The sequence below is a fragment of the Oryzomicrobium terrae genome, assembly GCF_008274805.1.
In the GTDB taxonomy this organism is placed as follows: Bacteria; Pseudomonadota; Gammaproteobacteria; order Burkholderiales; family Rhodocyclaceae; genus Oryzomicrobium; species Oryzomicrobium terrae.
On the sequence record NZ_CP022579.1, the window covers coordinates 1,209,160 to 1,221,603 of the forward strand.

A 12,444-nucleotide genomic window follows, 5' to 3' on the forward strand; every position below is an offset into this window, starting at 1 on the left:
GGCGGCTTTTTTCAGGAAGATGCTTTATTCCTTCTCGCTGCTCCCCTGGAAGCTGCGTTTGGTGCGACGGGGTTGGCGGCGGCCGTTGCGCCGGGCCGGAGCGCCGGAGCTACCGCCGGTTTCATCCTCGGGGGCCGGGCGGTACAGTACCAGCAGCTTGCCGATGTGCTGGATCGGTGCGGCGTCGAGGCGCTCGCACAGTTCGGCCAGGAACGCTTCGCGCTCGTCCCGGTCGTCGTTGTAGACCCGCACCTTGATCAGCTCGTGGGCCTTCAGGGCGGCATCGGCTTCATGCGCCACGGCGTCGGTCAGCCCCTTTTGGGCAATCGACACCACCGGGTGCAGGCTGTGGGCACGGGCCCGAAGCGCCCGGCGTTGGGCGGCAGTAATGACCAGCATTGGTAAGTAAACCTTAGAAAAAACACGGATTTTAGCGAATGGCACGATCCAAGACCAGCAGCGCCTGGCTCAACGAACACGTTCACGACCACTGGGTGCAACGCGCCAAGGCCGAGGGCTATCGGGCCCGGGCGGCCTTCAAGTTGCTCGAAATCGACGAGAAGGACCGCCTGCTCAAGTCCGGCGAGGTGGTGGTGGATCTGGGGGCAGCGCCAGGTAGCTGGAGCCAGGTGGCGGCGGCCAAGGTCGGCCCCAAGGGCAAGGTGTTCGCCCTGGACCTGCTTGACATGGATCCGCTACCCGGCGTGCGCTTTCTCCAAGGCGACTTCCGTGAGGAGAGTGTGCTCGCCGAACTGGAACGGCGCCTGGAAGGGGCGCCGGTAGGCTTGGTGCTGTCCGACATGGCGCCCAACACTTCGGGCATGGCGTCCATCGATCAGCCACGCATGATGGATCTGGTCGAGTTGGCCCTGGATTTTGCCCGCAACCACTTGAAACCCGAGGGGGCTTTCCTGGTCAAATGTTTCCAGGGATCGGGCTACCCTGAATTCCTCAAAGCCATGCGCGAGACGTTCGTCACGGTGGCGACCCGCAAGCCCAAGGCATCCCGGGATCGCAGCGTGGAAATCTACCTGCTCGGCAAGGGGCTCAAACGCTAGAGTGGGGCTGTTTTTTCGCACAGTCTGTCACGGTCACGCGGGGCAGCGATGGTTTAGAATGCGGAATCCCACTGGAGGACGCCGGTAGCGGCGCGAAAAGGAGTCACCTTGAACAACATGTTCAAAAATTTGGCGATCTGGTTGGTCATCGGCCTGGTACTGATGACCGTCTTCAACCAGTTCAACGGCCGTCAGGTTGCCCAGAACTCCATGGACTATTCCCAGTTCATCGAGGAAGTGAAACAGGGCCGCATCACCAAGGTGGTGATGGAGGGGCGCACCCTCAAGGCCACCACTTCGGAAGGCAAGAAGATTTCCACCTTTGCTCCGCCCGACTTGTGGCTGGTTTCCGACCTGCTCAAGAACGGCGTCAAGATCGAAGCCAAGCCCGAGGAAGAGCCCTCGGTGCTGATGAACATTTTCGTCAGCTGGTTCCCCATGCTGCTCCTGATCGGCGTCTGGGTGTTCTTCATGCGCCAGATGCAGGGCGGTGGCAAGGGCGGTGCGTTCTCCTTCGGCAAGTCCAAGGCTCGCATGCTCGACGAAGCCAGTAACTCGATTACCTTCGCCGATGTGGCCGGCTGCGACGAGGCCAAGGAAGAAGTCTCCGAACTGGTCGAATTCCTGCGCGACCCCTCCAAGTTCCAGAAGCTCGGGGGCCGTATCCCCAAGGGTGTGCTGATGGTGGGCAGCCCGGGTACCGGTAAGACCCTGCTGGCCAAGGCCATCGCCGGCGAGGCCAAGGTGCCGTTCTTCTCGATCTCCGGTTCCGACTTCGTCGAAATGTTCGTTGGCGTGGGTGCCGCCCGGGTGCGCGACATGTTCGAGCAGGCCAAGAAGCACGCCCCGTGCATTATTTTCATCGACGAAATCGACGCCGTAGGCCGCCACCGTGGTGCCGGTCTGGGTGGCGGCAATGACGAGCGCGAGCAGACCCTCAACCAACTGCTGGTGGAAATGGATGGTTTCGAAGGCCACTCCGGCATCATCGTCATCGCCGCTTCCAACCGCCCCGACATCCTCGACCCGGCCCTGATGCGTCCGGGCCGTTTCGACCGCCAGGTGGTGGTGCCGCTGCCCGATATCCGTGGCCGCGAGGAAATCCTCAAGGTGCACATGCGCAAGGTGCCGGTGGCTGCCGACATCAAGGCCGACATCATCGCCCGCGGTACCCCCGGCTTCTCCGGTGCCGATCTGGCCAACCTGGTGAATGAGGCCGCCCTGTTCGCCGCTCGTGCCAACAAGCGCCTGGTGGACATGGATGACTTCGAGAAGGCCAAGGACAAAATCATGATGGGCGCTGAGCGCCGCAGCATGGTAATGACCGAGGAAGAGAAGAAGAACACCGCCTACCACGAGTCCGGCCACGCGGTGGTGGCGAAGATGCTGCCCAAGTCCGACCCGGTGCACAAGGTCACCATCATCCCCCGCGGCCGTGCCCTGGGCGTGACCATGCAGTTGCCGGAGCAGGACCGCTACGCCTACGACCGCGGTTACCTGCTCGACCGCATCGCCGTGCTGTTCGGTGGGCGCATCGCCGAAGAGTTGTTCATGAACCAGATGACCACCGGCGCTTCCAACGATTTCGAGCGGGCGACCCAGATGGCCCGGGACATGGTGACCCGTTACGGCATGTCCGATGCCCTGGGGCCCATGGTCTATGGCGAGAACGAGGGCGAAGTGTTTCTTGGCCGTTCCATCACCACCCACAAGAACGTTTCCGAGGCCACCTTGCAGAAGGTCGACGGGGAAATCCGCCGTATCATCGACGAGCAGTACGCCCTGGCGCGCAAGATCCTCGACGATAACCGGGATAAGGTGCATGCCATGGCCAATGCCCTGCTCGAACTGGAAACCATCGACGCCGAGCAGATCGATGACATCATGGCCGGCAAGCCGCCGCGTCCGCACCGTCGTTCCAGCACCACGCCGACGCCTTCCCAGGACGATTCGCCGGGGGCCGCCCCCAGTGCTGCCGCCACGGTCTAACACCGTAGGCAGGCCTGCTTCTCCACGGGCCGGGTTTTTCCCGGCCCGTTTTGTTTTTGTTCATTTGTTGTGGCTGTCATGAAATACCTGCACTGCGCTGCCTACCGCCTCCCACTCGATCGTCCCCTGGTAATGGGAATTGTCAATCTCACCCCGGATTCCTTCACCGGGGACGGTGTGGCCGGAGGAGGCCAGGCCAGCGTGGTGGAGGGGGCCATCGCCCATGCCCGGGCACAGTGGGAGGCGGGGGCGGATATCCTCGACCTGGGGGCGGAATCTTCCCGCCCCGGTGCGATAGCGACGCCGCTCCAGGAGGAGCTGGACCGGTTGCTGCCGGTCCTCGAAGCCATTGTCGGCTGGGGCGTGCCGATCTCGATCGACACCTATAAGCCCGAAGTGATGCGTGCCGCCATTGCGGCGGGCGCAGCCATGATCAACGATATCTGCGGCCTTACCCGTCCGGGCGCAATTGATGCGGTAGCCTCGTCGGATGTGGGCGTATGCCTGATGCACATGCAGGGCGAGCCCGGCACGATGCAGGCGGCTCCCCACTACCAGGATGTGGTGGGGGAGGTGACCGCCTTTCTGCAAGACCAAGTGGCGGCGTGTCGGGGGGCTGGTATCGCCGATGAACGCATCGTGCTCGATCCCGGCTTCGGTTTCGGCAAAACCCTGGAGCACAATCTCGCCCTGCTGCGTGATCTGCCGGCCACCTCGCCGGAGGGGCTTCCCATTCTCGCTGGCATGTCACGCAAGACCATGATCGGCCAGATGACCGGCCGGCCGGTCGAGCAGCGCCTACCCGGGAGCCTGGCCGCGGCCTTGCTGGCTGCCGAAGGTGGCGCGAAAATCATCCGTGTTCATGACGTGGCCGCCACCCGGGATGTACTGACCGTGTGGCAGGCCGTGCGCCAGTCATAGTCCTCGCCTCAGCGACGACATCTAACAATATCAAGGGGGTTTCTTCATGAGCCGTAAATATTTCGGCACGGACGGCGTGCGTGGCCGGGTTGGGACTTTTCCCATCACTCCGGATTTCGTGATGCGGCTGGGCTATGCTGCCGGGCAGGCACTGATGGAGCGATGGGAGAGCGGCAAGGCTGGAGCTGAGCGGCCGGCGGTACTGATCGGTAAAGACACGCGGATTTCCGGCTACATGCTCGAAGCTGCCCTGGAGGCCGGTTTTTCCGCCGCAGGGGTGGATACCTGCCTGACCGGCCCCTTGCCAACCCCGGCGATTGCCTACCTGACCCGCGCCCTACGGCTTCAGGCCGGTGTGGTGATTTCTGCGTCGCACAATCCGTACTACGACAACGGAATCAAGTTCTTTTCGGCCTACGGTACCAAGTTCCCCGATGAAGTGGAGAGCAACATCGAAAGCCGCCTGGAAGCAGCGGTCGGCCCCCTGTCGTGCGTGCCTTCCGCCCAGCTGGGCCGGGCGCGACGTATTAACGATGCGGCTGGCCGGTACATCGAATTCTGCAAGAGCACCTTCCCTTCGGATCTGGATCTGCGTGGCTTGAAGATCGTGGTGGACTGCGCTCACGGTGCTGCCTATCACGTGGCGCCGCCGGTGCTCCATGAACTGGGGGCGGAAGTGGTATCGGTAGGAGCCGCTCCCAACGGTCTCAATATCAATGATGGCGTCGGCGCCACGGCGCCACGCTGTCTGGCTGAAGTGGTTTTGGCTAACCGGGCTGACCTCGGCGTGGCCCTGGATGGCGATGGCGACCGTCTGGTCATGGTCGATGCCCAGGGCAATGCCTACGATGGCGACCAACTGCTTTACGCCATCGTGCGCAGCCGTTTGAAACAAGGGCCGGTGGCCGGTGTCGCCGGAACCCTGATGACCAACCTGGCCCTGGAGCATGCGCTGCAAAAGCTGGAAATTCCGTTCGTGCGGGCCAAGGTGGGGGACCGTTACGTGGTCGAGGCTCTCAATCAGCGCGGTTGGCTCTATGGGGGGGAAAACTCAGGTCACATCCTATGCCTCGATCGCCATTCAACCGGCGACGGACTGGTCTCCGCCCTACAAGTGCTGGCGGCGCTGCGGCAGCAGGGGGGCACCTTAGCCGAGTTGCTGGGTGGCCTGGCCTTGTACCCCCAGGTGCTGGTCAACGTGCGATTTGCCAAGGGAACGGCATGGCAGGGCCATCCGGCCATCGAGGCGGCACAGCGGGCGGTTGAGGCCGAGCTGGATGGCGAGGGGAGGGTGCTGCTGCGTGCCTCGGGAACCGAGCCGCTGCTGCGGGTGATGGTGGAAGGCCGGGATGCGGCGCAAGTGGATCGCCTTGCGCATCAGCTGGCCGATGCGGTGCGTCAGGCCGTCGGCGGCGAGGAGCACGACGCCCATTGAGGCGGGGCCGGGGCGTCAGGAGGGTGGCGGGTTTATTACAGGGATGTCACGGCGCTGTAACAATCCGCCCCTAGACTGCCGTTCGTAGTGGTTACCCTGCCACTCATCGAACATTCCAGGACCCCCTAGGAGATACCCCGCATGAAACTGGTCAAGATCGCCGCCGCTCTCGGCTTTGCGTTTGTTGGCGCCGCTTCGGTTGGCGTTGCCCATGCCCAGTCCGCCGTTGTGAAGGTGGATGGTTCTTCCACTGTGTATCCCATCACCGAGGCTGTCGCCGAGGACTTCCAGAAAGCCAAGAAGAACGCCGTCAAGGTAACCGTGGGTATCTCCGGTACTGGTGGCGGTTTCAAGAAATTCTGCCGCGGAGAAACCGACATCTCCGACGCTTCCCGTCCCATCCTGAAGAAGGAGATGGATGCCTGTAAGGAAGCCGGTATCGCTTACTACGAACTGCCGATCGCCTACGATGCGCTGACCGTCATCGTTAACCCGCAGAACACCTTTGCCTCCACCCTGTCCGTTGCCGATCTGAAGAAGATCTGGGAGCCGGCCGCCCAGGGCAAGATCACCAACTGGAACCAGGTGAACCCTTCCTTCCCCGACATGCCGCTGAAGCTCTACGGCGCGGGTTCCGATTCCGGCACCTTTGATTACTTCACCGAAGCGATCGTCGGCAAGGCCAAGTCCTCCCGTGGCGATTACACCGCCTCCGAAGACGACAACGTGCTGGTTCAGGGCGTGGCCCGCGACAAGGGCGGCCTGGGCTACTTCGGCTTTGCCTACTATGTGGAAAACCAGAAGAAGTTGAAGGCCGTGGCTATCGACGGCGGCAAGGGTGGCGTGCTGCCCTCTCCCCAGGCAGTGGAAAACGGTACCTACAGCCCTCTCTCCCGGCCGATCTTCATCTACGTGAATGCCAAGTCCCTGGACAAGCCGGAGGTGAAGGAGTTCGTCGATTTCTATCTGAAGAATGCGCCCAAGCTGGTCAAGGAAGTGAAGTACGTGCCGTTGCCCTCCAAGGTCTATGAGGCCAATACCGAGCGTCTGACCAAGAAGAAGGTCGGCACCGTGTTCGGCGGCGAAGAAGCCGTCGGCATGAAGATTGAAGAGCTGGTGCACCGCGAAGCCAAGCTGTAGCCTTTTTTAGGTAACGCATGCGGCCCGCCCCCAGGGGCAACCTGACGGGCGGGCCGCGGTCGTTTGTGCTGTCGCCGTCTTGTTTTTTTACGCTCGCTTCACTTTCCTTTCATAATTCCGGGCGCGCCTCATGTCTTCGATCATCCTTGCGGAATCTTCTCCGGCCATGCCCCTCGATTACGTCAGCGACCGCCTTGCCCGGCGGCGTACCCGTCACTTGCGCGAAACCATCATCGAATTGCTGCTGTTGGCGGCAGCGCTGGTTTCGGTGGCAACGACCCTCGGTATCGTGTTCATCCTCGTCAAAGAGTCCCTCGTGTTCTTTGAGCACGTTTCTCTGTGGGACTTTCTGACCGATACACAATGGACCCCCCTGTTCGACGATGCACACTTCGGCATCCTGCCCCTGGTGTCCGGTACTTTGGTGAGTTCCGGGGTTGCTCTGTTGGTGGCGATTCCGCTCGGGACGATCATCGCCATCTACCTGTCGGAATTCGCTCCGTTCAAGGTGCGCGAGATCGCCAAGCCTTTCCTCGAGCTGCTCGGTGGGGTGCCGACGATCATCTATGGTTACTTTGCGCTGTTGTTCGTTACCCCCCTGCTGCAGCTTCTGATTCCCGAATTGCCGGGTTTCAACCTGCTCTCGGCGGGTTTGGTGATGGGCATCATGATCGTGCCCTACGTCAGTTCAGTGGCTGAGGATGCCATGCGTGCCGTGCCCATGAGCCTGCGCGAGGGGTCCTACGCCATGGGCGCGACCCGCTACCAGACGGCGGTCAAGGTAGTGGCGCCGGCGGCGATTTCCGGGCTGGCGGCGGCATACATCCTGGGGATTTCCCGGGCAGTGGGCGAGACCATGATCCTGGCAGTGGCGGCTGGTATGCAGCCGAATCTGACGTGGAACCCCCTGGAGCCGGCTGAAACCATTACCGCCTACATCGTGCAAGTAGCCCTGGGCGATCTGCCCCATGGTTCGGTGGGCTACCAGACTATTTTCGCTGCGGGCCTGACGCTGATGCTGATCACGCTGTGCTTTAACGTCATCGGCCACCTGATGCGCAAGAAATTCCGCGAGGTTTACTAAGATGACCGCTATTTCCGCAAATCTTCAGGAAATCCGGACGATCATCGCGCGCCACAAGCGCTGGGATCTTCTCTTTTCCCTGCTTGGCTTGGCCGCCTTGATGATCGGGGTACTGACCTTTCTGACCCTGTTTGGCCAGATGGTCATCGAAGGGGCTGGGCGGTTGAGCCTCGATTTCTTCCTCAATTTTCCGTCCCGTCGTCCCGAGCAGGCAGGCATCCTGTCCGCCTGGGTGGGGTCCACCCTGGTGATGGTAGTGACGGCCCTGGTGGCGGTGCCGGTCGGAGTTGCCGCCGGGGTGTATCTGGAAGAGTACGCCCCCAAGAATCTGCTCACAGACATCATCGAGATCAATGTCACCAACCTGGCTGGCGTTCCCTCGATCGTTTATGGCCTGCTGGCTCTGGGCATCTTTGTGTATCAGTTCGGTTTTGGCCAGAGCATTCTGTCCGCAGGTCTGACCCTGGCCCTGCTGATCCTGCCGGTGGTGATCGTTGCTACCAGGGAGGCCATCCGGGCGATTCCCATTCACATCCGGGAAGGGGCCTACGCCTGTGGGGCGACCCAGTGGCAGACGGTGCGCGACCATATTTTGCCGTACTCTTCGGCAGGGATTCTTACCGGTGTGATCATCGGCATGGCCCGAGCCATCGGTGAAACTGCTCCCATCATCACCATCGGTGCCCTGACTTTTATCGCCTTTCTGCCGCCGCTGCCCTTTACCGGCGAACCTACGGCGGGGCTGTTCGATTGGCTGACCTCCCCCTTTACCGTGATGCCCATCCAGATGTTCAACTGGACGTCTCGCCCCGAGGAAGCCTTTCATGAAAACGCCGCTGCTGCTGGCTTCGTCCTGGTTTTGATGACCTTGACCATGAACGGCATGGCCATCTGGCTGCGTTATCGCCTGCGCAAGAACATCAAGTGGTAACCGGTAGCAGCGCCGCTGCCGCCGTTACCCCAACTCGACACGACCGACGACCGTTCAGGATTCATACAATGACCACTCCCACGATCAAGGCAGAAGCCAAGGACCTCAATTTTTTCTACGGTGGTTTCCATGCCCTCAAAGGGCTCAACATGCCGGTTTATGAGAAGAAGGTAACGGCGTTGATCGGACCTTCCGGCTGTGGGAAATCCACCTTCTTGCGCTGCTTTAACCGGATGCACGATCTTTACCCGGGTAACCGCTATCAAGGGGCGATTAATTTCTATCCGGATCAAACCAACCTGCTGGCAGAGAAGGTGGACCCCATCGAAGTGCGCATGCGCATCAGCATGGTGTTCCAGAAGCCCAACCCCTTTCCCAAATCGATTTACGAGAACGTGGCGTACGGTCTGCGCGTACGCGGCGAAAAAAAACGTACGGTAATCGACGACAAGGTGGAGGAAGCGCTGCGCGGCGCTGCCCTATGGGATGAGGTCAAAGACCGGCTCGATGACCTGGCCTTCAATCTTTCCGGCGGTCAGCAGCAGCGTCTGTGCATCGCCCGGGCGCTCGCGACCGATCCTGAACTCTTGCTGTTTGATGAGCCGACTTCCGCTCTCGACCCGATCGCCACTGCCAGCATCGAAGAACTGGTATCGGAACTGAAGGACAAAGTCACCATCCTGATTGTGACCCACAACATGCAGCAGGCGGCCCGGGTGTCGGATTTCACGGCCTACATGTATCTGGGCGAGTTGATCGAGTTCGGTGTTACCGATGAGATTTTCATCAAGCCGAAGAAAAAACAGACCGAGGACTACATCACCGGTCGCTTCGGCTAAGCGATGCGTTCCTTCGCGCAAAAGGCCGCATTCATGCGGCCTTTTGCGTGTCAGTCAGGGTAGGGGAAGCGGCTCTGGATTGACCTTGGTCTTGTAAATGAGCTAACATTCGGCGGTTTTGTAGGCCCCGATAGCCTTGGTGACCAAAAGTTCCCAGGGGGGTTTTTCAAGCTTATAAAGTTTCTTATGCGCACCAAGCTCGTTGTTGGCAACTGGAAGATGCACGGCTCCCTGGAGGGGAACCGCCAGTTGCTCGGCACGGTGCGCAGCGGCTTGCCAAGCGGCATGGCGTGCGCAGTATGCCCGCCTTTCCCCTATCTCGCGCAGGCTCAGTCCGAACTGGCTGGTTCGGAGGTGGCGATTGGGGCGCAAACGGTGAGTGAGCATGCTGCCGGTGCGTATACCGGTGAAGTCAGTTTGTCCATGCTCAAGGAATTTGGCTGTCGCTACGTCATTGTTGGGCATTCCGAACGGCGCTCGCTTTACGGCGAGTCCGATGAGGTGGTGGCGGAGAAGTTTGCAGCAACGGTTGCTGCAGGTCTGGTGCCGATCCTTTGTGTGGGTGAGGTGCTGGAAGAGCGTGAGTCCGGGGCGACTGCCCGGGTTGTCGAGCGGCAATTGCAGGTCGTGCTGGATAAGGTTGGTGTTGCGGCTTTTGCCGGTGCTGTTGTGGCCTATGAACCCGTATGGGCAATCGGCACGGGCAAAACTGCCACGCCGATGCAGGCGCAAGAAGTGCACGCCGCAATTCGCGCCCAGGTGGCGCGTCTGGATTCGGTGATTGCCGAGCGGCTGCAGGTGCTTTATGGCGGCAGTGTCAAGCCGGGTAACGCGGCGGAACTGTTTGGGCAGCCTGATATTGACGGTGGTTTGATTGGCGGTGCTGCCCTGGTGGCAGATGATTTTCTGGCGATTTGCCGGGCTGCGGCCTGTTGAGTCGTCGAAAAGGACAATAATGGGTTTCTGGCTTTCGTTGATCGTCGTTGTTCATATCCTGGTGGGGTTGGCCATTATCGGGCTGGTGCTGATGCAGCACGGCAAAGGGGCCGATATGGGGGCTGCTTTCGGCAGTGGTGCATCCGGTAGCCTGTTTGGCGCATCGGGTTCGGCCAACTTCCTTTCCCGTGCCACGGCGATCCTCGCTGCAGTGTTTTTCTCGACGAGCCTTGCGCTCGCTTACGTTGCTTTCAGCAAGCCGAAAGGGGTTGATAGCGTGATGAAGAGTGTTGTAGAATCTAATTCTTCTTCCGCTCCTGCCGCAACCGGCGCAGTTACTGGATCGACGCCGGCGAGTGGTGAGTCAAAAGCTAAAGATATCCCCCGCTAAATTTGGGGTTTATCGAGTTGCTGACTGAGTTTTTTCCCTTGAAAAGTCAGTAACTCGCTTAGTAGTGCCGACGTGGTGAAATTGGTAGACACGCTATCTTGAGGGGGTAGTGGCGAAAGCCGTGCGAGTTCGAGTCTCGCCGTCGGCACCAGCAGATCGTCGAGCTCCGCATTTTTCACGGTTGTGAGTTGTGCGGGGCTCTTTTTGCAAATACGGTCATTAGACGTCACGTGGCAGCGGATCATGCTGGAAAATTACCTCCCGGTCCTTCTCTTTATCTTCGTGGGTATCGCCTTTGGCGTTCTGCCCATTCTTGCTGGCTGGTTGTTGGCTCCCAATCGACCTGACAGTGAAAAGCTCTCTCCCTACGAGTGCGGTTTTGAGGCGTTCGAGGATGCGCGTATGAAGTTCGATGTGCGCTATTACCTCGTCGCCATTCTCTTCATTCTGTTCGACCTGGAAATTGCCTTCCTTTTCCCTTGGGCCATTGTGCTGAAGGAAATTGGGTTGTTCGGGTTCGTGGCGATGATGATTTTCCTCGGAATTCTGGTGGTCGGCTTCATCTACGAGTGGATGAAGGGCGCCCTGGAGTGGGAGTAAGCGCATGGGTATCGAAGGCGTTCTGCAAGAAGGGTTTGTGACCACCACCGCGGACAAGCTTATTAACTATGTCCGTACGGGTTCGCTGTGGCCCATGACTTTTGGTCTGGCTTGCTGTGCCGTGGAGATGATCCACGCTGGCTGTTCCCGTTATGACCTTGATCGTTTCGGCATCATCTTCCGCCCGAGCCCCCGTCAATCCGATGTGATGATCGTGGCGGGTACCCTGACCAACAAGATGGGGGCGGCGCTGCGCAAGGTCTATGACCAGATGCCCGAGCCTCGTTGGGTGATCTCCATGGGCTCCTGCGCCAACGGTGGCGGCTACTACCACTATTCCTACTCGGTTGTGCGCGGCTGTGATCGCATCGTTCCGGTGGATATCTACGTCCCGGGCTGTCCGCCGACGGCCGAGGCCTTGCTCTACGGCATCATCCAGCTGCAGAACAAGATCCGCCGCACCAACACCATCGCCCGCTAATACAGGTCCCTATCATGTCTGCAAAGCTCGAGACCCTGAGCCAGAACCTGCAAAGCCATCTGGGTGAGCGGCTCAAGTCCCTGAAGGTCGCCTTGGGCGAAATCACTATCGAAGTGGCGGCTGGCGATTACCTGGAGGTGATGAAGACCCTCCGTGATGAGCCGGCCTTGGGCTTCGAAGAACTGATCGACCTGTGCGGCGTGGATTACCTGGGATATGCCGACGGCCGCGAAGATGTTCCTGGTGCGGGCAAGCGTTTCGCTGTCGTCGTGCATCTGCTGTCAGTTGCCAACAACTGGCGTCTGCGGGTGCGTACCTTCGCGGAAGACAATGTCTTCCCGGTGGTGGCCTCGGTGGTGGATGTCTGGAATGGTGCCAATTGGTTCGAACGCGAGGCTTTCGATCTGTTCGGCCTGGTTTTCCCTGGGCACCCTGACCTGCGCCGCATTCTCACCGACTATGGGTTTGTCGGCCATCCCTTCCGTAAGGACTTTCCCATCTCCGGCTATGTGGAAATGCGCTACGACCCGGAAGAGGGGCGTGTCATCTATCAGCCGGTCACCATCGAGCCGCGTGAGAACACGCCGCGCATCGTGCGCGAAGAGAGCTACGGCGATTCGGTCTGACTGTCCCGGCCCT

At 60.3% G+C, this 12,444-nt stretch carries 14 protein-coding genes and 1 tRNA gene; 14 read left to right on the plus strand and 1 reads right to left on the minus strand.

From position 1 onward, the window contains the following. Nucleotides 1–24: 24 nt before the first annotated feature. On the minus strand, nucleotides 25–399 hold the full coding sequence (locus tag OTERR_RS05515; protein WP_054622402.1) for a YhbY family RNA-binding protein: 375 nt from the start codon (nucleotides 397–399) through the stop codon (nucleotides 25–27). A 38-nt stretch (nucleotides 400–437) separates the two neighbouring features. Here OTERR_RS05515 and rlmE point away from each other — a divergent pair, with 38 nt between their 5' ends. The 14 genes from rlmE (at nucleotide 438) to OTERR_RS05585 (ending at nucleotide 12,431) form a co-directional block, all read left to right on the plus strand. Further along, a complete protein-coding gene (rlmE, locus tag OTERR_RS05520; protein ID WP_054622403.1) occupies nucleotides 438–1,058 on the plus strand; it encodes a 23S rRNA (uridine(2552)-2'-O)-methyltransferase RlmE in 621 nt (206 codons plus the stop codon). Between the two features lie 108 nt (nucleotides 1,059–1,166). Continuing rightward, nucleotides 1,167–3,047, plus strand: a complete 1,881-nt coding sequence (gene ftsH / locus OTERR_RS05525) for an ATP-dependent zinc metalloprotease FtsH (protein ID WP_054622404.1) — start codon at nucleotides 1,167–1,169, stop codon at nucleotides 3,045–3,047. A gap of 78 nt (nucleotides 3,048–3,125) precedes the next feature. After that, nucleotides 3,126–3,968, plus strand: coding sequence for a dihydropteroate synthase (gene folP, locus OTERR_RS05530; protein WP_149425096.1), 843 nt, complete (start codon nucleotides 3,126–3,128; stop codon nucleotides 3,966–3,968). 46 nt (nucleotides 3,969–4,014) lie between these two features. Beyond that, nucleotides 4,015–5,403 (plus strand): phosphoglucosamine mutase, encoded by a 1,389-nt coding sequence (gene glmM / locus OTERR_RS05535; protein WP_149425097.1) that lies wholly within the window; start codon nucleotides 4,015–4,017, stop codon nucleotides 5,401–5,403. Between the two features lie 141 nt (nucleotides 5,404–5,544). After that, nucleotides 5,545–6,543 (plus strand): PstS family phosphate ABC transporter substrate-binding protein, encoded by a 999-nt coding sequence (locus OTERR_RS05540; RefSeq protein WP_149425098.1) that lies wholly within the window; start codon nucleotides 5,545–5,547, stop codon nucleotides 6,541–6,543. Between the two features lie 130 nt (nucleotides 6,544–6,673). Beyond that, complete coding sequence (gene pstC / locus OTERR_RS05545) at nucleotides 6,674–7,627, plus strand: phosphate ABC transporter permease subunit PstC (protein ID WP_054622408.1); 954 nt, start codon at nucleotides 6,674–6,676, stop codon at nucleotides 7,625–7,627. Between the two features lies 1 nt (nucleotide 7,628). Beyond that, on the plus strand, nucleotides 7,629–8,558 hold the full coding sequence (gene pstA / locus OTERR_RS05550; RefSeq protein ID WP_054622409.1) for a phosphate ABC transporter permease PstA: 930 nt from the start codon (nucleotides 7,629–7,631) through the stop codon (nucleotides 8,556–8,558). 68 nt (nucleotides 8,559–8,626) lie between these two features. Next, nucleotides 8,627–9,397, plus strand: coding sequence for a phosphate ABC transporter ATP-binding protein PstB (pstB, locus tag OTERR_RS05555; RefSeq protein ID WP_054622410.1), 771 nt, complete (start codon nucleotides 8,627–8,629; stop codon nucleotides 9,395–9,397). A 186-nt stretch (nucleotides 9,398–9,583) separates the two neighbouring features. Next, entirely contained in the window at nucleotides 9,584–10,333 is a 750-nt protein-coding gene (gene tpiA, locus OTERR_RS05560; protein ID WP_149425099.1) for a triose-phosphate isomerase, read from the plus strand. A gap of 19 nt (nucleotides 10,334–10,352) precedes the next feature. Then, entirely contained in the window at nucleotides 10,353–10,724 is a 372-nt protein-coding gene (secG, locus tag OTERR_RS05565; RefSeq protein WP_082397309.1) for a preprotein translocase subunit SecG, read from the plus strand. Between the two features lie 66 nt (nucleotides 10,725–10,790). Beyond that, nucleotides 10,791–10,875 (plus strand) — tRNA-Leu (locus OTERR_RS05570). Between the two features lie 92 nt (nucleotides 10,876–10,967). Further along, entirely contained in the window at nucleotides 10,968–11,324 is a 357-nt protein-coding gene (locus tag OTERR_RS05575) for an NADH-quinone oxidoreductase subunit A (protein WP_054622412.1), read from the plus strand. Nucleotides 11,325–11,328: 4 nt separating this feature from the next. Next, nucleotides 11,329–11,805: a NuoB/complex I 20 kDa subunit family protein gene (locus tag OTERR_RS05580; protein WP_054622413.1), complete on the plus strand. Its 477-nt coding sequence runs from the start codon at nucleotides 11,329–11,331 to the stop codon at nucleotides 11,803–11,805. A gap of 14 nt (nucleotides 11,806–11,819) precedes the next feature. Beyond that, nucleotides 11,820–12,431, plus strand: a complete 612-nt coding sequence (locus OTERR_RS05585) for an NADH-quinone oxidoreductase subunit C (RefSeq protein WP_149425100.1) — start codon at nucleotides 11,820–11,822, stop codon at nucleotides 12,429–12,431. Nucleotides 12,432–12,444 lie beyond the last annotated feature (13 nt).

Bases quoted from the DNA above. Each gene is read 5' to 3' on its own strand.
- OTERR_RS05540 (WP_149425098.1), top strand. From the start codon at position 5,545: ATGAAACTGGTCAAGATCGCCGCCGCTCTCGGCTTTGCGTTTGTTGGC.
- secG (WP_082397309.1), top strand. From the start codon at position 10,353: ATGGGTTTCTGGCTTTCGTTGATCGTCGTTGTTCATATCCTGGTGGGG.
- pstA (WP_054622409.1), top strand. From the start codon at position 7,629: ATGACCGCTATTTCCGCAAATCTTCAGGAAATCCGGACGATCATCGCG.
- pstC (WP_054622408.1), top strand. From the start codon at position 6,674: ATGTCTTCGATCATCCTTGCGGAATCTTCTCCGGCCATGCCCCTCGAT.
- glmM (WP_149425097.1), top strand. From the start codon at position 4,015: ATGAGCCGTAAATATTTCGGCACGGACGGCGTGCGTGGCCGGGTTGGG.
- OTERR_RS05585 (WP_149425100.1), top strand. From the start codon at position 11,820: ATGTCTGCAAAGCTCGAGACCCTGAGCCAGAACCTGCAAAGCCATCTG.
- pstB (WP_054622410.1), top strand. From the start codon at position 8,627: ATGACCACTCCCACGATCAAGGCAGAAGCCAAGGACCTCAATTTTTTC.
- folP (WP_149425096.1), top strand. From the start codon at position 3,126: ATGAAATACCTGCACTGCGCTGCCTACCGCCTCCCACTCGATCGTCCC.
- OTERR_RS05515 (WP_054622402.1), bottom strand. From the start codon at position 399: ATGCTGGTCATTACTGCCGCCCAACGCCGGGCGCTTCGGGCCCGTGCC.
- OTERR_RS05580 (WP_054622413.1), top strand. From the start codon at position 11,329: ATGGGTATCGAAGGCGTTCTGCAAGAAGGGTTTGTGACCACCACCGCG.
- rlmE (WP_054622403.1), top strand. From the start codon at position 438: ATGGCACGATCCAAGACCAGCAGCGCCTGGCTCAACGAACACGTTCAC.
- OTERR_RS05575 (WP_054622412.1), top strand. From the start codon at position 10,968: ATGCTGGAAAATTACCTCCCGGTCCTTCTCTTTATCTTCGTGGGTATC.
- tpiA (WP_149425099.1), top strand. From the start codon at position 9,584: ATGCGCACCAAGCTCGTTGTTGGCAACTGGAAGATGCACGGCTCCCTG.